Here is a 22,948-nt window from a genome sequence, read left to right on the forward strand (position 1 = left end):
CGGGCGGCAAAGTCCTGGCCGTCCATCCCTTCGGGAAGAGTAGCCCACAAAAACATACCGCCCTCCGGTTTTTGGTATCGGATGCGCCCTGCCAGCTTTTGGTCCAAACACTCCATCATAAACTGGGCCTTGTTCCGGTAGATGGATTGCAGCCGCTCAAAATGAACATCCAGGTCGATTTCCGTAAGGATTTTATGGCACACCCGCTGGGCCCACAGGTTGGTGTGTACATCGCTGCCCTGCTTTGCCACCACCATTTTGTCCAGCAGCTGGGGGGCTGCGGCACAGAAGGCCAGCCGCATACCGGGGCAAAGCACCTTGCTGAAGCTGGCGGCGTACACCACTGCCCCCTGGGTATCAAAGTGCTTGATGGGCGGCAGGGCCTGGCCGCTGATGCGCAGGGCACCGTAGGGGTCATCCTCCAGCACCGGCACCTGGTACTTTACCGCCAGCTCATAGATGGCTTTGCGCTTTTCCAGGCTGGTAGTCCAGCCGGTGGGGTTTTGGAAATTGGGAATGCAGTAAAAAAACTTGGGCTGCTGGGTGCGGAACACCTGCTCCAGCGCCTGCAAATCCACACCGTCCGGGGTGAGGGGCACCGGCGCAAGAGTGGCCCCAAAGCTGCGCATGGAGTTATACGCCCCCAAAAAGGCCGGCTCCTCCACCGCAATCACATCCCCCTCGTTGCACAGCAGCTTGGTCATAAATTCAATAATCTGCTGGCTGCCGCTGGTAATCAGAATCTCGTCTTGCTCGCTTACCACCGGCCACTGGCGGTTGGCATAGTCTCTGGCAGCCTGACGCAGGGGACCATAGCCTTCGGTCACGGAATATTGCAGCACTCCCACCGGGTCCTCCTGCAACAGCTCCTGGCTAAAACGGCGGATATCCTCCAGCGGAAAGCTGTCTGCCGCCGGATTGCCCCCTGCAAAGCTAATCAGCTGGGGGTCGCTCATCTGCTTGAGCAGTTCCCGAATGATGCTGGGGCGCATATTGCGCACCTTGTTTGAAAACCGAAATTCCATAAAATCTTCCCTGCCTTTCTGTGAATGGGCCAACACTGCCTTGCTCAACGGGGAATGCTTGCAAAGCTTTTGTCCACCGTAATAACGCAGTAATAACTGGGATGCTGGGCGTGCACCGCCTGATTGATGCGCTTTTTCAGCTCCCCTTCCTCCATCTCCATGCTGGGTGGCATGGCACAGTCAAAAATCAGGTTGGTGTGAGTTGGGCCGGGCACCATACGCAGGTCGTGGATGGTGAGCCGGGGGTCAATGCCGGCCACCAGCTGGGCCAGCCAAACCCGTGTGTCGCCCACCTTATGGCCTGTGGTGATGATGGGGTCAAAATGAATGACCACATGAATTCGATCCTGCTGCCAGAAATCGTGCTCGATGGAATCAATCACATCATGGCTTTCCATCACATCCGCCTCGGCAGCCATCTCCACATGAACGCTGGCAAACTGGCGGCCGGGGCCGTAATCGTGCACAATCAAATCGTGGGTGCCCAATACGCCGGGATAACTCATAATGCGGTCGTGTATTTTGTGCACCAGCTCTGGGTCCGGTGCCTGGCCCAGCAGCGGGTCCAGGGTATCCCGAATCAGGCCGATGCCGCTGTACAAAATAAAAAGGGCCACTGCCAGGCCAATCCAGCCATCCAGCTCCAGCCGAAACCAGTGGCTCAGCAAACTGGCAATCAACACGCCGCCGGTGCTCAGCACATCGTTGCGGCTGTCTGCCGCAGTGGCTTTAAGGGCGGCCGAATCAATCAGCCTGCCCAAGGTTGCATTAAACCGGGCCATCCATAGCTTTACCCCAATGGAACAGGCCAATACAGCCACCGAAAGCCAGCTAAACACCACCGGCTTTGGGTGCAGAATACGGTCCAGGCTGGTTTGGCCCAGTTCAAAACCAATCACCAGCACCATAACCGCCACCACCAACCCTGCCAGATACTCAAACCGGGCATGGCCATAGGGGTGTTCTTCGTCCGCCGGTTTGGAGGCCAGCTTAAATCCAACCAGGCTTACAATATTGGAAGAAGCATCGGAAAGGTTGTTTACCGCATCCGCTGCAATGGCGATGCTTCCAAACAGGGTACCTACCACAAATTTGCCTAAAAACAAAAGCAGGTTGCACAAAATGCCCACCAGGCCAGCCAGATTTCCATAGGCTGTGCGCACCTGTGGCTCCTGCACCTGCTCATGATTTTTGATAAACAGTTTTACCAGAATCGGGGTCACCCGCCCCACCTCCTTTTATTGATTTATCGCTTTATTGTATCATAGTTTTTGTGAAAAAGATAGACCCAGGAGCTGTTTTCTTATCCCCTGGGCCGGTGGGGTCAGCTGCGGTGGCGCTTCAAGTCGGACACCGGCCGCCGCACGCCGTTTTCGTCAATGTAGTCTGCATTTTCCAGCTGGCTGCGCAGGCTCAGCTTCATGCTGTCGATGTACTCTCTGCGCAGGGTTGCCTGCTCCTCCTTTTCGGCGGCAGTCAAGCCCTCCGGGGTGCGGGATTTTTTGGCCAGCTCGTTGATGCGCTGAATTTTTTCGTTGGTCATATGGATTTGTTCTCCTTACAGCAATTTGTTTTTATTGTACCAGATTTGGCCCCAAAACGCAAAGACAGCCCGGCCCTTTGAGGGCCAGACTGCCTTTGCAACAGCGATTATAGGAAACTTTTCCAAAAGAGGAGAAAGGAGGTTGGTTGTCTGAGCCGGTAGAGCCCTGCTTGCGGGTGGGCTCTGGCATTACCGGCGCCAGTAACGGATGTAAGGCGGCACGGCAGCTTATATCGGCTGCCGAAAGCATGGCCTGCCCGTCCGGTAGAAATCCCTCGCTTGGGGGGCCTTCGCCATCCCCTTGGGGCTACAAGTATAGAATACCGTAAAATTGTGGACAAATAGTGATAAGCCTATAAACAAATTGCAAAAATGATACCTGCCTGGCAAAACCGGGCCATCTGTGCTACAATAAGCTGGCAAAGAAAGGAGAACGCCCATGGCAAACCGTGTAAACTACCCCAAGCTGATGGAACAGGTGCTGCAAGGCTTGGGCGACAGCCGCCCCCGGCTGCTGCTGCACGCCTGCTGTGCCCCCTGCTCCAGTGCCGTTTTGGAGCTGCTCAGTGGGTATTTTGATATTACCATTTTGTACTACAATCCCAACATCTGGCCCGCCCAGGAATACCACCGCCGGGCAGGCGAGCTGCGCCACTTTGTGGAGCAGGCCAACCTGCCAGGCATCCAGCTGGTGGAGGACAATTACAACCCCCAGGAGTACTATACGGCGGTACAGGGGCTGGAAAACTGCCCCGAACGGGGCGACCGGTGCACCGTGTGCTACCAGCTGCGGATGGAACGGGCAGCCCAGTACGCCGCCCAGCATGGGTACGACTGGTTTTGTACCACCCTGTCCATCAGCCCCCGCAAGGATGCGGAAAAAATCAACCAGCTGGGCCGCCAGCTGGAACAAAAGTATGGCGTGCGTCACCTGCCCAACGAGTTCAAACGGCGGGAAGGCCATAAGCGCAGCCTGGAGCTTTCGCAGGAATATGGCCTTTACCGGCAGGATTACTGCGGGTGTGAATTTTCTGCCCGGGGCTCTGCTCTGGAAAAATAATCCCCAGCAGCGGCTCCGCCATTTTTGTTCCTCCGTGCAGCAAACAGCCCCCAGCCCATAATGGGCTGGGGGCTGTTTTTGTAAAATTTCACTTCCAGTGCTGTACTGTCTGTTCCAGTATCTCAGGCCTCTGGTGGCTGTAATCCTCCAGCAGGGCCACCCACTGTTCCATGGTCAGCTGGCTGCGCCGGGTTTGCAGCTGCTTGTAAGAATGCTGCAGCTTATCGTAAATTTGCTGCACTCCATGGGCAGCCTGCGCCACCTTTTCCTGAATGGCATCGTACTTTATCTCCAGCAACTGCACCACACGCTCGTCCAGTTCACCAGCCTGTACCATCTCCCACAAAATGCCCAGCACCTTCTCTTTGCCAAAGGCAGGCTTGTAGCTGCGGGCGCAGGACAGTGCACTGGCAATGTCTGCCACGCAAACAATGCGTTGGGGAATGGTTAAATCCGGAGCAGATAGTTTGCGGGGATAGCCGGTGCCGTTGAGTTTTTCGTGATGGCGGCAGGCAATTTCCAGAATGCTTTCCGAGATACGGCCCTCCAGCACCTCACGGGTTCCATCCACATGCTGGCGCATCTGCTCCATTTCTTCGGGTGTAAGCCGCCCGGGTGCCTCCACAATGGCAGTTTCCACATACAGCTTGCCCACATCGTGCAGCAAAGAGCCAATCCAAATATCGTAAATCGTCTGCTCATCCATCCCCCAAAGTTTGGCTAACTCTGTGGAAATCGTCCGGGTGGTAACGCTGTGGGTTACGGTAAACGAGCTTTTAAAGTCAATGGCAAACACCACCATTTCCAGGTAGCGCTGCATTTTGTCTCTATCAATCCAGAGGGCAATCTCCTGGTAATCGGCTTTCCACTTTTCAAAGGGCAGGGTGATAAAACGGCACTGCTCATCCAGCTGCAAAAACAGCTCCACCAGTTCCGGATCAAACTGTCTGCCCGCTTCCTTGCGTAACAAGGCCGGCAGTCGCTCCGGTCTATAGTTATTTTCATTGTACACATCCACCCGGTCGCAGAGATGAATCACCTGTGCCAGCCTGCGAAGCCCTGGTTCAATGGAATTCATATAGCAAAAATCCAGATGGTGATAGAGCACCGCTTCTGCAAATTTGCTAAGGGGAAAAAACTTGCGCAAAAATAGATATCCATACAGAGAGTGGTTCCAGATATTGCCGCTTTCAAAGGCCACCATCTGATCAATATCATCGGTTTTATAGGCTCCCACATCGTGGAGCAGGGCTGTAATAAAGGCATCCTGCAAATATTGGGGATCCCTTTGGCCTAACTTCAGCAGCATCTGGTGGCTCATAATTGCCACCCGAAGCCCGTGGCTCACCAGCCGATAATCCACGCCGTTCAGTGCAGTGTTGATGATATCAATCATTGTTTGAGCCGAAATTGCTTGTTCAAATGCACTGTTCTTCATAACCCTCTCTCTACATCGTTCAAGTGGGACTTATCTGCAAGAGGGACGGCAGCCAGTTGGTGGCTGCCGTCCCATGTTTACTTTCACCGATGTCTCTGCTTTGCATAAATTTGATTATATCAAAAAAGATTTCGTTATGATTATATCAAAAAGTTTTCACGGTATCAACCCCGTCCGGCACCGCCGCCTCGGGAGCCACCGCCGCCAAAGCCGCCAAAGCCACCGGAACCACCGGAGCCACCAAAACCGCCCCGGCCAGAACCAAAACCACCCCCAAAGCCGCCGGGGCCTGGGCCAAATCCCGGCCCGGGGCCAAAACCAGGGCCAAAGCCACCGCCAAAGGGCGGCCGTCTGCGGTGATAGGGTCCTCCAAATCCACCCATAAAAATGGGCCAGAACACCACATTCCGGCTTCTGCGGCCACCGCCGCCGGAACCGCCGTAACCGCCGCCAGAGCCCAGCAGCAAAACTGCCAGCACAATGAGTACTGCCAGTATCAGCAGGATGCCTGCGTCGTTATCGTTTTGTTTTGTGGGCTGGGTTTGCTGGCTGGCTCCCGGCTGAATGTTGTACAGAGAGCAAAGTTCGTTGTACATCGCCTGGGTGAACTCCTGCACTGCCTGGTCATAGTCCCCCTTGGCAAATCCCGGCTCCGCATAGTTGTTGAGCATCCGTTTCAGCTTGCTGTAGGTGATTTCCCCTTCCAGCCCGGTACCCAGGGTGCAGTAGTAGTTTTCGTCCCCAATGACCAACAAAAACAAAACGCCGTTTTCCTTGCTTTTATCGCCAATTTTCCAGGCATTGAACACCTGGTAGGCATAGTCATCGATGGACTGGGTGCCGGTAAAATCCACCGTAAGCACCCCAATCTCGGCACCGCTTGCCTGTTTCAGCTGCCGGGTATACTCGTTTACCTGCTTTTCGGTTTCCTCCGAAAGCACCTGGGCCTCATCCAGCACCCAGCTGTTGGTGGGTGCCTGGGGCACCGAAGCCGCCCACACACTACTGGTGAGCACTGCTGCCGCCAGCACAAATGCTGCCAGGGTTTTGCCTATCTGCTTCATGCAAAATACTCCGCTTGGTCAAGGCCCCAAACTGCCCCCAGCAGATTGGCCGGGAACTGGTTCAGGGTCTGGTTGAATGCCTGGGCTGTACGGTTGTACTCCCCATTGCGCAGGATGGTGCCGCGGCTCTTGAATTCCATATACTGCTCACTCAATAGCTCCGCCTGTTTTTGCTGGGCCTGGGCTTTGGCCTGCTGGTACAGCGTTTCAATCGCCGCTTCCAGCTGCTGGTCTGCCTTGTAAAGGGCCGCCGGGCCCTGGGCCTGTTCAAACGCCTGCACCGCCTGCCGGGCCTGCTCCAGCAATTGGCCATCCAGGTTTTGCAGCTGCTGGGCCACAGTTACCACATTGGCAGCTGCACCCACACGCTCATTCAAATCGCCGGCCATGCTTTTTTCGCCGGCCGAAAAGCTGCTTACCACCTGTTGGCGGTAAACTGCAAGTTTGGTGCCGCCAATGCCAAACAGCCCCACCAGCACCAAAAGGGCCAGGGTCAGCGGGCCTGCTGCGGCCTGTTTCCAAAATGCGGGGAGTTTTTGCTCCAGCACTGCAAGTTGTTTCATTTCTGGTTCAGCTCCATCAGTTTGTGTTTCAGCTCGTTTTCAATGCGGCTCAGTTCCTGCTCTGCCGCAGCACGCTTCTGCTTGCCTTCGGACTGGATTTTTGCCAGTTCGTCCAGCGTTTCAATCAGGCTCTTATTGGTCTGCTGCAGGGTTTCCAGGTCCACAATGCCCCGCTCGGCCTCCCGTGCGGTATCAATGGTGCCCTGCTTGAGGGCCGCCGCATTCCTTTTAAGCAGCTCGTTGGTCATATCGCTCACTGCCCGCTGTGCGTCGATGGCCTGGCGGGAATGGGCCAGCCCCAAAGCCAGCACCATCTGGTTTTTCCACAAAGGAATGGTGTTCACAATGCTGGTTTGGATTTTTTCCACCATGGCGGTGTCGTTGTTTTGCAAAAGCCGAATCTGAGGGCCCATCTGCATGGAAATGTTGCGGGTAAGCTGCAAATCGTACAGCTTTTTTTCAAACCGGTCGCACATATCCGCCAAATCACGGGCGGCCTGGGCATCCTCCGGCAGGCCGCTGGTGCGGGCCTTTTCCATGGCCTGGGCCAGCTGGCCGCTGCGCACCTGGGCCAGCTTCTTTTTGCCGGCCAGAATGTACATGGTCAGCTCCTTAAAGTAGGCCATGTTCATCTGGTACATTTTATCCATCAGGGCAATATCCTTCATAAGCTGCACCTGATGATTTTCCAGCATTCCTTCAATGCGTTCCACATTGGTTTCGGCCTTGGCATACTTGGCCTTCATGTTGTCCAGCGTGTTGCCGGTGCGCTTAAAAAAGCCAAAAATGCCCTTGCTTTCTTCCTCTGCATCAAAGTTTTTCAGCTCGCCCACCAGGCTGGTGAGCATTTCGCCCACCTGGCCCAGGTCCTTGGTGGAGACCTTGGCCAGGGCAGCTTCGCTAAAATCGCTTACCTTTTTTTGTGCGCTGGAGCCATATTGCAGAATCACCTGACTGTTGGTCACATCAATTTTTTCTGCAAATTCCTGCACCATCTTTTGTTCCTCTGGGCTGAGCTTTGCTTCCTCCTCAGCCAGCGGGTCAGGGGCTGCGGCGGGCTGCGGCTGCTCCTGCTTTGTTTCTTCTTCCTGTCCCAGGTCCAGCGTCAGGCTGGGAGCCTGTACCGACTCAAAGGCTTCCAAATCGAAACCGGTATTCTTTTCATCCATGATTGGCTCGTTCCTTTCCGGGCAGGTGCTGGGTTACCTCTGCCCTTTAAAAGCTTGCGTTCACTGGTCTTGCAGCAGACCCTGCCCCTTCAAGATGCCGTTGAGCACCTCCAAATCGGTGCTGATGTCCAGCACATCCTGGGCAAACAAACCATCCAGCTGGTTTTCAAAGGCCGTGGCAATGGCCTGGGCATTGCGGGCCACCTGCTGGCGCACCTGCTGGGAATGTTCGCCCCGTACTCCCTTTTCGTCCAGTTCTGCGTACAAGGTAAGCACCTTCACTGCGTCCTGAAGGTAGTAGTTGGCAAACCGCCGCACCTGGGCGGCTTTTTCTGGGTGCTGTTCCACCTCCTGCAAAATCCCCTGGCTGGCAGCCTCCATCCGGTCCATGGCTGCGCTGAGTTCCGGGTCCTGAATGCGGTGGTTCAGCTGCTGAAGCTGAATGCGCTTTTGGTCGATGAGGGCCAGCATGGCATCCACATCCTCCCGCCCGGTCATAAAGGGAACTTCTTTGCGGCTCACCACATCCGGGCAGAATTTGCGGGCTGCCCCAAAGGCCGCCAGGGTAACTGCTGCCGCCGCCAGCAAGGCCCACAGGTTGTAGATGGGCAGCACCAAGGCAGCCACCAGCCATACCGCACTCGCCAGATACCAGGGCAGAACCGATTTTTTATGCACTTCAATCCACTTGCTCATGCTGCCGCCTTCCTGCCATGCAAGCTGTTGCTTTGGCTTGATTGGTTGTTGTAAAAAGTATACTGGCATTCATTATACTAAATAAAAGGTTGCAAAGGGTGAACGGTGTGTTAACGCCTGCAATCTGGCATTACAAAAACAGCTGTTCCACAACCCAGCGCACCCCTTCCTCCTCTGCAGTGGGGGCCAGCTGTGCGGCTGCTGCCTTCGCTTTTGCAGAACCATTTCCCATAGCGTAGGAAAGCCCGCCCATGGCCAGCATCTCTGCGTCGTTGTCGTTATCGCCCACAAACACCACTTCTTCCGGCTTCCAGCCGGTATGTTCCAGCAGCTTTTTCAGGCCTTCGGCCTTGTTGACCCCCTGGGGAATTACATCGTAATAGCCTGTTTTAAAGGGCACAAATTGCAGGCCCAGATAGCCGTATTGCTGTTCAAAAGCCTGTAGCTGCTCCGGAGGAAGCACCGCAAAAGCTCCCACCGGCATACTTTCCAGATGCCGGTCCTGGTCCTCGCCATCCACCACATATTCTGCGTGTCCGGTGCTTGCGTAAAAAATCTCCTTCATCTGCTGGTATTCCACATAAACATGGTAATTATCCGAAAAACAAAAAGCCAGGGGGTAATTGTAATCCTCAAAAAAATCCACCAGGGCATACATTTCTTCGTTGGTCATGGGGTTTGCGTGGAGCACCCGGCCTTTTTTGTCCAGCACCTGGGCACCATTGGCACAAACCGCATAATCCGGCCGGATGCCCCCCAAAATATGGGGCGCAATGGCAAAGTGGGTGCGCCCGGTGGCAATTACCACCTTAACGCCCTGTTTTTGCGCCTGCTGCACCGCTCTGGCCACTGCGGGGCGCACGGTAGCTTCTCCATGAACCATAAGGGTTCCGTCCACATCCAGTACAATTGCTTTGTAACCCATACTGCCCCCTGTTAATCCTGGAGCAGCTCTTGCCACTGCTCTGCCTTAAAACCGGGCATTACGCCCTTGGGTGTAATCAAAATCGGCCGCTTTACCAGCATTCCATCGGTGGCCAGCAGATCCAAAATTTCCTGCTGGGTCATGCCGGGCAGCCGGTCTTTCAGGCCCATGGACTTATACAGCAGGCCGCTGGTGTTGATGAATTTTTTCACGGGAAGGCCGCTTTGCTCTACCCACTGGGCCAGCTCCTGGGCGGTGGGATTCTGCTCCTTGATGGGCCGCAGGGTATATGCAGCACCCTGCTCCTCCAGCCATTTTTTTGCCTTCTGGCAGGTGGTGCATTTTTCGTAGCAAACAAATGTATTCATTCTATTCTCTCCTTTATGGCTGGGCTTGCAGTACCCAGCGTTCAATGGCCAGGCCCACGCCGTCGTGTTCATTGTCCTGGGTGATGTAATCCGCCTGCTGCTTTACATCCTCCACTGCGTTGCCCATGGCAACACCCAGGCCTGCCAGCCGAATCATGGACAAATCATTCCAGCTGTCTCCGCAGGCCATCAGCTCCTGAGCGGTGAGCCCCAGCACGGTAAGCAGCGCCTGCAAGCTCTGGGCTTTTTCCACTCCCAGGGGCACTACCTCCAAAAAGTAGGGGCAGCTCTTGTACACCGAAAGCTGGCCAGCAAAAGCCTGCTGCATGGATTCTTCCAGGCGCACAATTTCCTCCGGGTTGCGGGTGATAAGCATCTTGTTCACCGGCCACTGCACCGCCTGGGCCAGGTTCTCCACCTGCTGCACCGGAATATGGCAGATTCGGCTTTCCACCAGTACATAGGGGTCGTCGGCCACCTCGGTCACAATGCCCTCCGGGCTGTAGGTGAGTGCCACCCCTCCTGCGGCCTTGGCCTGGGCACAGATAGGCTCAATCAGATGTGCCGGCAGCACCTCCTGGGCTACCACCTGGCCGGTGCGGCAATCTATAATGCAGCCGCCGTTATAGCTTAAAATATAACCGCCCTTCTGGTCCAGACCTAAGTCCCGTGCCACAGGCCAGATGCCTACGGTGGGCCGACCGCTGGCCAGGATAATATGAATCCCCCGTTCCATGCAAGCCTCCAGCGCTGCACGAGTGCGGGGGGTAATTTCTTTCTTTTCGTTGGTCAGGGTTCCGTCCAGGTCCAATGCAATAGCCTTGATCATGGTGGTGCTCCTCCTTTGCTGAATCACGGTTTTTAAGCAAGATTATTGTTTATTGTACCGCAAATGCCCGGTCTTGAAAAGTGCCGTCACCAACAAAAAACAGCGCCCTGTTCCCACAGAGCGCTGAAAAACGATGGGTTATTGACGCACACCACCAATAAAAATTGCCTCGGGATGCAGGTCCTGCTTGTTGAGCACCAGTACATCCGCCCGCTTGCCCACGGTGATGCTGCCCACCTCTTTGTACAAATCTGCTGCCTGAGCAGGATTCATGGTTACTGCCTTGAGGGCCAGCTCCAGAGGTACGCCAAAGCTTACCGCACGGCGGAAGCACTCAGCCACGCAGGTTGCGCTGCCGGCAATGGTGCCATCCTCCAGGGTTGCCTTGCCGTCCTTCATAATCACCTTTTGGCCGCCCAGGCTGTACTCGCCGTTGGGCATACCGGCAGCCCGCATACTGTCGCTGATGAGGCACACCCGGTCCGGCCCAAACATCTCAAAGGCTGCACGCACCACAGCAGGGTGCAGGTGGATGCCATCGCTGATAATTTCCACATGGGCTGCATCATCGGATGCGGCTCCCACCACACCAGGTGCCCGGTGGGTAAAGGCAGGCATTGCATTGAACAGATGGGTCACATGGGTGGCACCTGCTGCAAAGGCCGCCTTGGTTTCCTCGTAAGTTGCACAGGTATGGGCTACCGAGACGGTGCACAGCTTGCTGGCATGGCGGATGAAATACAGCGCACCGGGCAGCTCAGGAGCCACATCAATCAGGCGAATGTTTTTGCCGGAACGCTTGAACAGCCGGTCAAACATCTCCACATCCGGGTCCACAATGTATTTTTCGGCCTGAGCGCCCTTTTTGGCCTTATTAAAGAAGGGCCCCTCCATGTTTACACCCCGCAGCACTGCACCCTCGCCGTCCTGATGAAACCGGGGTGCCGCTGCATCAAATACCTTGTTTAAGATTTCCTCATCAAAAGCCATGGTGGTGCCCAAAAAGCTGGTAACACCCTGGCTGCCTTCGTAGCGGCTGATGTTGATTACATCCTGGGTGGTGCCGTCGCAGAAGTCGCTGCCTGCTGCGCCATGAATGTGGATGTCCACAAAGCCGGGCACCACATACCTGCCCGCTGCATCCAGCACTTCATCCCCTTCCAGGGTTCCTGCGGGGGCAATTTCCACAATCCGGTCCCCTTCCATCCGGATGTCTGCCTGCACAAAGCGGGCCTGCTCGGTAAACACATGGCCATTTTTTAAAATCATAGGAAAAAACTCCTTTCATGCAGTTGCTTTGCAGGCAGTGCCATTCAAAGCGGCAGCTGCCGCCTGTATTGGCTTTATTATAAAACATAGGCGCAGTTGCTACAATCTTATGGGAATAAAAGAAACGATTGTGCAAATTAAACAACAAAAAAGGCATTTTGTCCCCTTCTTTAGGTTTGCATCAAAAAAGGCCGGCGGAAAATTCCACCGGCCTTTTTTGTAATGCTTGAGGGATATTGTTTAGTAGTTTTTGGCCCGCAGCACAAAGTAGCCCTGAGGATGCTCGCACACAGGGCATTTTTCCGGTGCATGGGTGCCCACATGGATGTGGCCGCAGTTGGTGCAAATCCAAACCTGCTGGGTCTCCCGGGCAAACAGCTTGCCCTCCTCCAGCAGCTTTGCCAGCTCACGGTAACGGGCTTCGTGCTCCTTCTCGATGGCACCTACCATGCGGAACAAAGCAGCAATCCGGGTAAAGCCTTCTTCCTGGGCAGTTTTGGCAAAGCCATCGTACATATCGGTCCATTCGTAGTTTTCGCCATTGGCTGCATCGGCCAGGTTGGTGAGGGTGTCCGGTACCTGGCCCTCGTGGAGCAGCTTGAACCAGATTTTGGCGTGCTCCTTCTCGTTGTTGGCGGTCTCCTCAAAGACAGCGGCAATTTCGTTGTAGCCTTCCTTCTTGGCCTTAGAGGCATAGTAGGTGTACTTGTTGCGGGCCTGGCTTTCACCGGCAAAGGCAGTCATCAGGTTGGCTTCGGTTTTAGTACCCTTCAGATTCATGGTCATCGTCCTCCTTAATTGTTGATACTATCTTAGATTGGATGCCCGAGCGGAACACCCAAATGCGACTAATTCCTAGTCTAGCCTATATCACCTGTAAATACAATGAACAATTTGTAAAGTTATCGTTTGCGCGCCATATCCTCTCGGGAAAACTTCTTCCACATCTGCACCGCCTGGCCAATCTGCTGGGCAGGAATGCGCTGACGGAACCCTACCATACTATGGGCCACAAAGGGCAGCTGGTATTCAAAGCTGGTCATGCCAATAAAGTATTGGAGGTAGGGGCTTTCTCGAATCATCTGTACCGTTTGTTTGTCCGAAAGTTCCAGTGCCTGCCGAATTACCAGGCTGCCAAAGGCCACCCGCAAGGGCAGTGCCTGGTTGCCAGCCCGGCCAAAATGGTGGGCATACTGCCGCTCCAGCTCCTGCCAGTCAATGGCTTTGGCCAGCCGCACCCATCGGTTGCTTTCATCCAGTGCGCCGCCAAAGGGCTGGACATAATCGTATAAAGTCAGCTGGGATTCCGCCAGGTCGTACATGGGACTGCCCCCTTATTTTATGGTTGGTTTTTCTTTATTGTACCATACCCTTTCACAAAAAACACGGTGGGCTGTAAAATTCTGTGCAGCTGTGCCGGGCAGCTGGCAAATTTTCAGCTGACAAACTGCCCTTTACGCAAAATCGGCAGCAATCGCCGGGCCAGTGCTGCCACCGCAAAGCAGGTGACCACATCCCCCGGTGCCACCATTACGAAGCAGGACATCACCAGAGTACCCAGACCCATGGGCTGACCCAGGTAGAGCCTGGTAATGGCATAGAAATAGACCATACCCAGCAGGTACACCACCCCCATGCCTGCAAAGCTTGCAGCAAGGAGCCGTTTGTAACTGGGATTTGCCACCTTGTGGGCAATCCATCCGGTGACATAAGCCCCCACCACAAACCCCAAAATATAGCCAAAACTTGGTTTCAGCAGATAGGCTGGGCCGCCGCCCTGGGTAAACACCGGCAGGCCCATAAGGCCCAGCATCATATACAGCCCCGCCGAAGCGCCCCCCAGCCTTGCACCCAAAAGCAGCCCTGCCAGGGTTGTGAAAGAGGTTTGCAGGGTGAACGGCACCCCCGGAACGGGAATTTTGATGAATGCACCTATGGCAATAAGGGCGGCAAACAAACCGCAAAGGGTGATGGAACGGCTTTTGCTGTACTGCATTTGATAAACTCCCTTGGTATTCAAATTGATTTTGCTGCTTGCTGCTTGCTGCTTGCTGCACAGTATACCATCTCCCTGCTGTTTCGTCAACCAAATTTATTATTTAGGTTTACAATAAAAGCAAATTTCATCGTTCGCCCCAGGCCCATGGGCTTTTTCTCTGGCGGACAGCGCACTTGCCCGGCCAGCTACCAGCCCACTGCCAACTCCTCTGCAATCCAGCCCGGTGCCCCTGCTCCTTTTGTGTTCCGTCTGTACCCTCGCTCTGCCCCGGCTGCACTCCACAGCTGCGCTCGTTTGCTGCAAATAAAAAGGCGCCAAGGGCAAAAAACCTTGACGCCTTTAAAAAACCAATCAATTGCTGCTGCACACTGGCCGTTAAAGGCCGTTCAGCCGCAATGGTTCAATGGCTCAAATCTGAGAAGCAGCCACAGCGCAGGCTACGGTAGCACCAACCATGGGGTTGTTGCCCATACCGATCAGGCCCATCATCTCAACATGAGCGGGAACGCTGGAAGAACCAGCGAACTGAGCATCACCGTGCATACGGCCCATGCTGTCGGTCAAGCCGTAGGAAGCGGGACCAGCAGCCACATTGTCGGGATGCAGGGTACGGCCGGTGCCGCCGCCGGAAGCAACGGAGAAGTACTTCTTGCCGTTCTCGATGGCCCACTTCTTGTAGGTGCCGGCAACCAGGTGCTGGAAGCGGGTGGGGTTGGTGGAGTTACCAGTGATGGAAACCTCAACCTCCTCCTTCTTCATGATGGCAACGCCTTCCAGAACATCGTTAGCGCCGTAGCACTTAACAGCAGCGCGCTCGCCCTCGGAGAAAGCCTTCTCACGAACAACCTTCAGCTCGCCGGTCTTGAAGTCGAAATCGGTCTCCACATAGGTGAAGCCGTTGATGCGGCTGATGATGTAAGCAGCATCCTTGCCCAGGCCGTTCAGGATAACCCGCAGGGGGGTCTTACGGGCCTTGTTGGCGGTACGGGCAATGCCGATAGCGCCTTCGGCAGCAGCAAAGCTCTCGTGGCCAGCCAGGAAGGCAAAGCAGGTGGTCTCGTCGCTCAGCAGCATGGCGCCCAGGTTACCGTGACCCAGACCTACCTTACGCTGCTCGGCTACGGAGCCGGGGATGGTGAAAGCTTCCAGGCCCTCGCCAATGGCGGCGGCGCACTCGGCAGCATTCTTCAGGCCACGCTTTACAGCGATGGCGGTGCCCAGGGTGTAAGCCCATACGGCGTTTTCAAAGCAGATGGGCTGAACGCCCTTTACGATTGCGTCGCAGTCGATGCCCTTTTCGAGGAGCATCTCACGGCAAGCGTCCAGGGACTCCAGGCCATTGGCCTTCAGGCATGCCTCGATTTTGGGCATGCGGCGATCCATAGATTCAAAAGTAGCCATTGTAGAACTCCTCCTCTCTTATTCTTCGCGGGGGTCGATGTACTTAGCAGCGCCATCGAACCGGCCGTAGGTGCCAATATTCTTCTCAAAGGCAGTCTTGGGATCCTCGCCGTGGCGGATGGCTTCCAGCATCTTGCCCAGACGGACAAACTGGTAGCCGATGACCTCGTTGTTCTCATCCAGAGCAGTCTTCAGGATGTAGCCCTCGGTCAGCTCCAGGTAACGAACGCCCTTAGCCTTGGTGGAGAAGATGGTGCCGGTCATGCTGCGCAGACCCTTGCCCAGGTCCTCCAGGCCGGCGCCAACAGGCAGGCCGCCCTCGCTGAAGGCAGTCTGGGTACGGCCGTACACGATCTGCAAAAACAGCTCACGCATGGCCACATTGATGGCGTCACATACCAGGTCGGTGTTCAGAGCTTCCAGAATGGTCTTGCCGGGCAGGATTTCGCCAGCCATAGCAGCAGAATGGGTCATGCCGGAGCAGCCGATGGTCTCCACCAGAGCTTCCTCGATGATGCCGTTCTTTACATTCAGGGTCAGCTTGCAGGCACCCTGCTGAGGTGCACACCAGCCCACACCGTGGGTCAGACCGGAAATGTCTTTGATCTCATAGGCTTTCACCCAAGCGCCTTCCTCAGGAATGGGGGCGGGGCCGTGGTGAGGGCCTTTGGTCAGAGGACACATACGCTCTACTTCATGAGAATAGGTCATAATAGTACTCTCCTTTGTTCTCTCTTGCTTATAAGCTCGTCGTGAATTTCACAACATTCACGACTACCATTATAAAATAGCTTACATGGGTTTTGCAAGGAGTTTTCGAGCGGTTTGTGCATAAATTTCAAAATCTTTCCCGGTTGTTTCCATTTTTACGGAAGGCTCACCCGGCAAACCAGCAAACGCTGGAGATTCTTTGCGCTGGCAAAGCATCCGGCCTGTGCATCCCCTGTGGCTCCCGCCTTTTTTACAAAACAGCAAAGGCACAGCAGGCTGCTTTCAAAAAACTGCCCGCTGTGCCTGGCTCGCCATGGTTCAAATTCGTTCCCCTGGTGTTGGTTTGAGCAAAAGCAGCAGCCCAAATCCTGCCGCCGAAGCCCCCGCCGCCACCCAGTGGGAAGCCGCCGGGTTCGCAAACCATCTTGCCAGCAAGGGAAAGCCCAAGCTGCCCACCGTCATGCCCAGCGCCAAAAAGCCATAGTTCACCCCTGCATGGCGCAAACCGAATAAATCGGTGCAAAGGCTGGGCAGTATTGCCCCCTGGGCCGCATAACAAAAGGTAAGACCTCCGTACACCGCCAGCATCCACCAGCCCCCCGCCCAGGCAAACCACACCGAAAGCCCTGCCAGAGCTGCAAACAAAATCAGATCCGTGGCCCGTCTGCCAATGCGGTCGCTGAGGGCGGGCATGGTCAGCCGTCCGGCGGCGGAAGCCGCCGACCCCAGAATAATGGCCCAGTAGGCTGCATCCTGGCTTAACCCCCGCTGCTGGCCCATCTCCACAATGGCCGGGCTGAACAGCAGTACCGAGGGAGCCGCCAGTGCCACCACCGCCGCCACCAGCCAGTATTGCCGGGTGCGGAGCATCTGCCCGGGGGTGTAGTCCGGCCCCTGGCTTCCCTCCGGCTGGGTACTCTCCGGCGGATTGCGCAGCAAAAAGCTGCCCACGCCGCACACCACCAGCATGACAGCCGCCAGCACCCAAAAGCAAACCCGGATGCCCCAGCGGCCTGTCATCCAGCGCACCGCCAGGGTATAAGCCCCGCCGGAAAGCCCCACCGCAATGCCAATGACGCCGGTGGCCAGGCCCTTTTTATCCTGGCACCACTTCTGGGCGCAGCTCATAACTGCCGGGTACAAAAAAGCGCACCCCAGGCCCACCGGCACGCTGAATGCCAGATACAGCAGCCAGGCACTGCCCTGGGGCACAAACCCCACCATGCCAAACCCTGCACACAGCAGCCCGGTCCCCACAAGCCCGGCCATGCGGGGGCCCTTTTTATCCTGCAGAAAGCCACCCAGCACACAGCCAATGCCAAAGGCTGCAATCATTACACTCAGCCCAAAGCTAACTGCTCGTTCCTCCAGGCCGTATTCCTGCTGCACCGGCGGCTGAAAGGCACCCCAGGCAGCAGGAATGCCGGTGAGCAGCTGGATGGCTGCCCCCACTGCCAGAATCACCCACCGGGTATGGACATCTTGTTGTTTCAATGCTCATTTCTCCTTCCTGCAAGCCTGCCCCCTACCCATCCAGGGCGGGGCAGGGCTTTGGTGGAAGTATGGCCGTTTTTTGGTTGACAAATGCGCCCCAGGCAAGCTATCATTAAAAAATGTGAATCCATCTGCCGGGCTGCAAGCCGGGCATTTTTATCATAACCACTTGCTGGGAGGACTATCTATGAAAATCAATCCGCTGAAGGGCATGAAAGACTACCTGCCCGCAGAACAAAAACTCCGTGACTATGTACAGGGCCGCATTCTGGAAACCTACCGGGCCAGCGGCTTTGAGCGCATCTCCACCCCCATGCTGGAGGATATGGAAAACCTGGACAAGAGCGAAGGCGGCGACAACCTGAATCTGATTTTCAAGGTGCTCAAGCGGGGTGACAAGCTGGCCAGCGCACTGACCACCGGCAGCGAGAAGGAGCTTTCCGACATGGGCCTGCGGTACGACCTGACCCTGCCCCTCTCCCGTTACTATGCCGCCAATAAAGACAAGCTGCCCAGCCCCTTTAAGGTAATCCAGACCGACCGGGTGTTCCGGGCCGAGCGTCCCCAAAAGGGCCGTATGCGTGAGTTTGTGCAGTGCGACATCGACATTCTGGGCGATGGCTCCTGCAATGCAGAAATTGAGCTGATTGATGTAACCGCCCGTGCCCTGCTGAACATCGGCTTTACCGATTTCACCGTGAACATCAACGACCGCCGTCTGCTGCGGGGTATGCTGTCCTCCATGGGCTTTACCCAGGACAGCCTGGACAGCGTTTGCATCAGCTTTGACAAGCTGGACAAAATCGGTGCTGCCGGGGTGGCCGACGAACTCACCCAGAAGGGCTGCCCCCAGCAGGCTGTGGAGGCTCTGGCCGCCTTCTTGGAAAAGGGCGCCTTCCAGCTGGAAGATATTGCCGCCCTGTGCCAGGAGGAGGAACTGGTGCAGAACCTGAAAACCGTTCTGGCCGCTGTTACCACCCTGGCCAACGGTGCCTATAAGATTGCCTACTGCCCCAGCCTGGTGCGTGGCCAGGGCTACTACACCGGCATGGTGTTCGAAATCACCTGCGCTGCCTTCAGCGGTGCGGTGGCAGGCGGCGGCCGGTACGACAATATGATTGGCAAATTCCTGGGCCAGTCTGTGCCTGCCGTGGGCTTTTCCATCGGGTTTGAGCGCATCTGCGGCATCCTGATGGAACAGGGCTTTACCATCCCCACCGAAAAACCCCGCATGGCTCTGCTCTATCTGCCCCAGGCAGACTTTGCTCAGGTGCTTACCAAGGCCGCTGCCCTGCGCCAAACCTACACCGTTACCGTGCTGCCCCAGGCCAAAAAGCTGGGCAAGCAGCTGGGCAACCTGGAGCAGCAGGGCTTTGCCGCCGTTGCCTTTGCCGATAACGAGGAAATCAAGCAGCTGAACGGCGCACAATAAGCGAGCCCCACAACAGCAACTATACAGCCCCCCTTCCGAAGGAAGCTTTCTTCGGAAGGGGGGCTGTTTGCGCATTTCTAGCGTTGATAGTGCGGGCAAGCATTATGCAGCCTTTACAGCTGCAATAGCAAAGCCAGACGCAGCTTTTTTGATTGCCCTAATTGCCGCCGCCCCTCACCTGCGCTGGCTAAACAGGCAAAGCAGCCTGCCCCGGCCTTTGTAAAAAACGGCCGTTTGCAGTCACACAAAAAAAGAGCGTCCGAACAAACGGACGCTCTTTTTTAATGCTATGTTTTACGCAATGACCCAGCCAAGATGATGCAGCAGCCCCAGCAGGGCCAGATGGCCGGGATAAAACCAGTAAAAAAACCACTTGCTGCCCGGCCAGCTGGGGCCTTTTTGGCCATTGTACAAACAGCCGATTACCAGGCCGGACAGCACAATCCCAGTACAGGAGCAGGCCGCTTGCAGCATATACCCAGGCGTTAAGGGAACCCCCAGCAGATTAAACCAGAAAAACAGCAGGCAGGCACTGGCATACACCACCAGCAGCCGGTGCGGCCCTTTGCAGATTACAAACAGCCCGGTAAAAACCACCGCCAGCAAGGGCCAATCACACACCAGCGAGACAGCCCCCAGCACAAACCATGCGCCAGCTTTTAAAAAAGCGGGCCAGCTGCTTTGCAGCACCAGTACCAGCAAAAAGCACAAAAACAGGGTGAACAGCATATTCAGCTGGGGATGCTCCAGTGCCCACACATACACAGGCTGTGAAAGCACCGCCATGCCCAGCAGCCGCAGAGCATACCGCAGCTTGGAGCGAGTGTAAGCCACACCTTCCACCAAAAAATAACACATGGTAATGGCGGTAAAGTACCCCACATCCACCAGCACCTGATACAGCACCGTGCCTGCCGGCAGCAAAATTTGCGCTGCATGGTTTGCCAGCATGGTCAGCATGGCCAGCATCTTGATGCTTTGGCGGTTTAACCCGCCAAACGGGGGACAATTCATTATGGGTGCACTTCCTTTGTTGGCAAATCCAGAGCGCTGCGCTCTTGCTCGCAGTTATTATACCAGCCCATGGGCCCATCTGCAAACATCCAGTGCCGCAGAACTGTTTTTTCTCCATATTGAACGATATTCCGCTATTTTTGGTGCCTATTTTCCCTCTGCGACACACCATTTGTGCCTTGAAGGAACCTTTCATGGTAAGGTATAATAAAAAACAGGAATGAATCTTATCACCCATACAGGTGCATTTGCCCTGTATGGCGCAGGGACCTGTACCTTTGCTGCAATCCCCAGGCACCACAGCCGGTATGCCCGGCCAGGTATCTGGGGCCCCTTTGTCTGCACGGGGGATTCAGGTCCTTTCCAGCGCATGGGTGTTTTAAAATTAGGAGGCTATGGAATGCAAATCAAAAAACGCAGCGGCCAGCTGGAAGCATACGATGGCAGCAAAATTGTGGAAGCCATGAAAAAATCCTTTGCCAGCGTAGGCACCACCCCCACCCAGGATGTGCTGCAACAGCTGTTGCAGGCCGTGGAGCAGCAGCTGGACGGCCAGGCTGCCAGCGTGGAGGAAATTCAGGACCAGGTGGAGCGCACCCTCATGGCCCAGGGCTATTTTGATGCTGCCAAAAGCTACATTCTGTACCGGTCCAAGCGCAGCGAGCTGCGCCAGGCCCGCCAGCAGATTGTGGCCTGCGCCGGTGTACCTCAGCTGGAAGAATGCCTGGTGCGCATTCAAAAGGACTTTGAGCAGCTTACCTACCCCCTTACCTCCCTGTGGGCCAAATTCTCCGGCTTTGCTAAGGAAGGCATGAACCAAAAGGAGATGCTGGGCGCTCTGGTGAAGGCCGCTGTGGAGCTTACCACCCCCGAAACACCCCGCTGGGAATTTATCGCAGCTCGGCTTTTGAACCTCTCCTTCCGGCTTCAGCTGGAGCAGCAGCTGGCCAGCCGCAGCATTACCGATTTGTACAGCAAGCTGCGTTACCTCACCGACGAGGAACTGTATGGCAGCTATATTCTGGAGCATTACTCCCGGGCAGAAATCCAGCAGGCGGAGCAGTTCCTCTGCCCCGAACGGGACGACCTGTTCACCTACTCCGGCCTGGATTTGCTGCTCAAGCGGTATGTGATTCACACCCGCCAGCACATCCCCCTGGAAACCCCTCAGGAGATGTTCCTGGGCATTGCTTTGCATCTGGCCATGGAGGAAAAAACCGACCGGATGCTGTGGGTGCGCAAGTTCTACGATATGCTCAGCCGGATGGAGGTTACCATGGCTACCCCCACCCTGTCCAACGCCCGCAAGCCCTACCACCAGCTTTCCAGCTGCTTTATTGATACTGTGCCGGACAGCCTGGAGGGCATCTACCGCAGCATTGATAACTTTGCCCAGGTAAGCAAGTTTGGCGGCGGCATGGGCCTGTACTTTGGCAAGGTGCGTGCCGCAGGCGGCAGCATCCGTGGCTTTGAGGGTGCAGCCGGCGGCGTAATCCGGTGGATTAAGCTGGTAAACGACACCGCCGTGGCAGTGGACCAGCTGGGCGTGCGCCAGGGTGCTGTGGCGGTTTATCTGGATGTATGGCACAAGGATCTGCCGGAATTCTTGCAGCTGCGCACCAACAACGGCGACGACCGGATGAAGGCCCACGATGTATTCCCCGCCGTGTGCTACCCGGATTTGTTCTGGAAGCTGGCCAAAACCGACCTGGACGCTCCCTGGCACCTGATGTGCCCCCACCAGATTCTCACCGTAAAGGGTTACGCTCTGGAGGACTATTACGGCAGCGAATGGGAAAAACGCTATCTGGACTGCGTTAACGACCCCCGCATCCAAAAACGCACCGTTTCGGTGAAAGAGATTGTTCGCCTGGTACTCAAGAGTGCCGTGGAGACCGGCACCCCCTTTACCTTTAACCGGGACATTGTAAACCGGGCCAACCCCAACGGCCACAAGGGCATGATTTACTGCTCCAACCTGTGCACCGAGATTGCCCAGAACATGGCCCCCATCGAGACGGTAAGCACCGAGATTGTAACCGAACATGGGGACACTGTGGTGGTTACCACCACCCGCCCCGGCGAGTTTGTGGTCTGCAATCTGGCCAGCCTTTCCCTGGGAAATCTTCCTGTGCAGGACAAAGCCTATCTTTCGGATGTGGTACGCACCGCCGTGCGTGCACTGGACAATGTAATTGACCTGAACTTCTACCCCCTGCCCTATGCAAAGCTCACCAACCGCCGGTACCGCAGCATCGGCCTGGGCGTAAGCGGCTACCACCATATGCTGGCCAAGGCCGGTATCCGGTGGGAGAGCCAGCAGCATCTGGAACTGGCTGACCAGGTGTTTGAAACCATTAACATGGCCGCCATTGCCGCCAGCAGCGAGCTGGCCGCCCAGAAGGGCAGCTATGCCTTCTTTGAGGGCAGCGACTGGCAAACCGGCCACTACTTTACCAAGCGTGGCTACACCAGCCCCCAGTGGCAGCAGCTGGCCCAGCAGGTAGCCCAGCAGGGTATGCGCAACGCCTACCTGCTGGCCGTGGCCCCCACCAGCTCCACCAGCATTCTGGCTGGTACCACCGCCGGCATTGACCCGGTGATGAAGCGGTTCTTCTTGGAGGAGAAAAAGGGCAGTATGCTGCCCCGTGTGGCACCGGATTTGTCACCCGCCACCTTCTGGTATTACAAAAACGCCCACCAGATGGACCAAAGCTGGAGCGTGCGTGCCTGCGGCGTGCGCCAGCGCCACATTGACCAGGCTCAAAGCATGAACCTGTACATCACCAACGACTTTACCATGCGCCAGGTGTTGGAACTGTATCTGCTTGCCTGGGAAAGCGGTGTAAAAACCATTTATTATGTACGCAGCAAATCTCTGGAAGTGGAGGAGTGCGAAAGCTGCTCCTCCTGATGAAAAGCCTCTGCTCTGCTGCTTGTTGTTTTTG

At 55.9% G+C, this 22,948-nt stretch carries 22 protein-coding genes; 3 read left to right on the top strand and 19 right to left on the bottom strand.

All coding sequences use genetic code 11. The features are described 5' to 3' along the window. The 3 genes from ACH2EM_RS05810 to ACH2EM_RS05820 form a co-directional block, all read right to left on the bottom strand. The coding region (locus ACH2EM_RS05810) for a PLP-dependent aminotransferase family protein (RefSeq protein WP_395151189.1) at window positions 1-1,025 on the bottom strand (1,025 nt) is incomplete at its 3' end. 44 nt (window positions 1,026-1,069) lie between these two features. Then, on the bottom strand, window positions 1,070-2,248 hold the full coding sequence (locus ACH2EM_RS05815; RefSeq protein WP_395151190.1) for a cation diffusion facilitator family transporter: 1,179 nt from the start codon (window positions 2,246-2,248) through the stop codon (window positions 1,070-1,072). A gap of 101 nt (window positions 2,249-2,349) precedes the next feature. Continuing rightward, window positions 2,350-2,568, bottom strand: coding sequence for a DUF896 domain-containing protein (locus ACH2EM_RS05820; protein ID WP_395151191.1), 219 nt, complete (start codon window positions 2,566-2,568; stop codon window positions 2,350-2,352). A gap of 439 nt (window positions 2,569-3,007) precedes the next feature. On the opposite strand from ACH2EM_RS05820, the gene ACH2EM_RS05825 reads away from it, so the two are divergent. After that, the gene (locus tag ACH2EM_RS05825; protein ID WP_395151192.1) at window positions 3,008-3,628 is read left to right on the top strand and encodes an epoxyqueuosine reductase QueH; all 621 of its coding nucleotides are present in this window, start codon (window positions 3,008-3,010) and stop codon (window positions 3,626-3,628) included. Window positions 3,629-3,716: 88 nt separating this feature from the next. Here ACH2EM_RS05825 and ACH2EM_RS05830 read toward each other — a convergent pair whose 3' ends face one another. From ACH2EM_RS05830 to ACH2EM_RS05900, 15 genes are all read right to left on the bottom strand, one after another. Next, entirely contained in the window at window positions 3,717-5,066 is a 1,350-nt protein-coding gene (locus tag ACH2EM_RS05830; RefSeq protein ID WP_395151193.1) for an HD-GYP domain-containing protein, read from the bottom strand. A gap of 164 nt (window positions 5,067-5,230) precedes the next feature. Then, on the bottom strand, window positions 5,231-6,130 hold the full coding sequence (locus ACH2EM_RS05835; protein WP_395151194.1) for a TPM domain-containing protein: 900 nt from the start codon (window positions 6,128-6,130) through the stop codon (window positions 5,231-5,233). After that, the gene (locus tag ACH2EM_RS05840) at window positions 6,127-6,693 is read right to left on the bottom strand and encodes a LemA family protein (RefSeq protein WP_395151195.1); all 567 of its coding nucleotides are present in this window, start codon (window positions 6,691-6,693) and stop codon (window positions 6,127-6,129) included. The genes ACH2EM_RS05835 and ACH2EM_RS05840 overlap by 4 nt, the downstream gene beginning before the upstream one ends. Continuing rightward, window positions 6,690-7,862 (bottom strand): toxic anion resistance protein, encoded by a 1,173-nt coding sequence (locus tag ACH2EM_RS05845; protein WP_395151196.1) that lies wholly within the window; start codon window positions 7,860-7,862, stop codon window positions 6,690-6,692. Before ACH2EM_RS05845 ends, ACH2EM_RS05840 begins: the two co-directional genes overlap by 4 nt. 60 nt (window positions 7,863-7,922) lie before the next feature. After that, the gene (locus ACH2EM_RS05850) at window positions 7,923-8,558 is read right to left on the bottom strand and encodes a 5-bromo-4-chloroindolyl phosphate hydrolysis family protein (RefSeq protein ID WP_395151197.1); all 636 of its coding nucleotides are present in this window, start codon (window positions 8,556-8,558) and stop codon (window positions 7,923-7,925) included. Window positions 8,559-8,688: 130 nt separating this feature from the next. Then, window positions 8,689-9,483 carry an HAD family hydrolase gene (locus tag ACH2EM_RS05855; protein ID WP_395151198.1) on the bottom strand — a complete coding sequence of 265 codons (795 nt, stop codon included), beginning with the start codon at window positions 9,481-9,483 and terminating at the stop codon, window positions 8,689-8,691. Between the two features lie 11 nt (window positions 9,484-9,494). After that, window positions 9,495-9,851 carry an arsenate reductase family protein gene (locus tag ACH2EM_RS05860; RefSeq protein WP_395151199.1) on the bottom strand — a complete coding sequence of 119 codons (357 nt, stop codon included), beginning with the start codon at window positions 9,849-9,851 and terminating at the stop codon, window positions 9,495-9,497. A gap of 13 nt (window positions 9,852-9,864) precedes the next feature. Beyond that, window positions 9,865-10,680 (bottom strand): Cof-type HAD-IIB family hydrolase, encoded by an 816-nt coding sequence (locus ACH2EM_RS05865; protein WP_395151200.1) that lies wholly within the window; start codon window positions 10,678-10,680, stop codon window positions 9,865-9,867. Between the two features lie 138 nt (window positions 10,681-10,818). Continuing rightward, a complete protein-coding gene (nagA, locus tag ACH2EM_RS05870; protein WP_395151201.1) occupies window positions 10,819-11,949 on the bottom strand; it encodes an N-acetylglucosamine-6-phosphate deacetylase in 1,131 nt (376 codons plus the stop codon). Between the two features lie 240 nt (window positions 11,950-12,189). Next, complete coding sequence (gene rbr / locus ACH2EM_RS05875; protein WP_395151202.1) at window positions 12,190-12,729, bottom strand: rubrerythrin; 540 nt, start codon at window positions 12,727-12,729, stop codon at window positions 12,190-12,192. A 122-nt stretch (window positions 12,730-12,851) separates the two neighbouring features. Then, entirely contained in the window at window positions 12,852-13,271 is a 420-nt protein-coding gene (locus ACH2EM_RS05880; RefSeq protein WP_395151203.1) for a transposase, read from the bottom strand. Window positions 13,272-13,384: 113 nt separating this feature from the next. Then, window positions 13,385-13,945 (bottom strand): biotin transporter BioY, encoded by a 561-nt coding sequence (locus ACH2EM_RS05885; protein ID WP_395151204.1) that lies wholly within the window; start codon window positions 13,943-13,945, stop codon window positions 13,385-13,387. A 411-nt stretch (window positions 13,946-14,356) separates the two neighbouring features. Further along, window positions 14,357-15,349, bottom strand: coding sequence for a GGGtGRT protein (locus tag ACH2EM_RS05890; protein WP_395151205.1), 993 nt, complete (start codon window positions 15,347-15,349; stop codon window positions 14,357-14,359). An 18-nt stretch (window positions 15,350-15,367) separates the two neighbouring features. After that, on the bottom strand, window positions 15,368-16,060 hold the full coding sequence (locus tag ACH2EM_RS05895) for an iron-sulfur cluster assembly scaffold protein (RefSeq protein ID WP_395151206.1): 693 nt from the start codon (window positions 16,058-16,060) through the stop codon (window positions 15,368-15,370). 318 nt (window positions 16,061-16,378) lie between these two features. After that, window positions 16,379-17,554: an MFS transporter gene (locus ACH2EM_RS05900; RefSeq protein ID WP_395151207.1), complete on the bottom strand. Its 1,176-nt coding sequence runs from the start codon at window positions 17,552-17,554 to the stop codon at window positions 16,379-16,381. Between the two features lie 187 nt (window positions 17,555-17,741). Between ACH2EM_RS05900 and hisS the strand changes: the two genes are divergently transcribed. Continuing rightward, complete coding sequence (hisS, locus tag ACH2EM_RS05905) at window positions 17,742-18,986, top strand: histidine--tRNA ligase (RefSeq protein ID WP_395151208.1); 1,245 nt, start codon at window positions 17,742-17,744, stop codon at window positions 18,984-18,986. A 294-nt stretch (window positions 18,987-19,280) separates the two neighbouring features. Here hisS and ACH2EM_RS05910 read toward each other — a convergent pair whose 3' ends face one another. After that, window positions 19,281-20,000, bottom strand: a complete 720-nt coding sequence (locus tag ACH2EM_RS05910; protein ID WP_395151209.1) for a TraX family protein — start codon at window positions 19,998-20,000, stop codon at window positions 19,281-19,283. A 400-nt stretch (window positions 20,001-20,400) separates the two neighbouring features. On the opposite strand from ACH2EM_RS05910, the gene ACH2EM_RS05915 reads away from it, so the two are divergent. Next, entirely contained in the window at window positions 20,401-22,914 is a 2,514-nt protein-coding gene (locus tag ACH2EM_RS05915) for a ribonucleoside-diphosphate reductase subunit alpha (protein WP_395151210.1), read from the top strand. The last annotated feature ends 34 nt before the right edge of the window (window positions 22,915-22,948 follow it).

The organism is uncultured Allofournierella sp. (assembly GCA_944382705.1).
GTDB lineage: Bacteria > Bacillota > Clostridia > Oscillospirales > Ruminococcaceae > Allofournierella.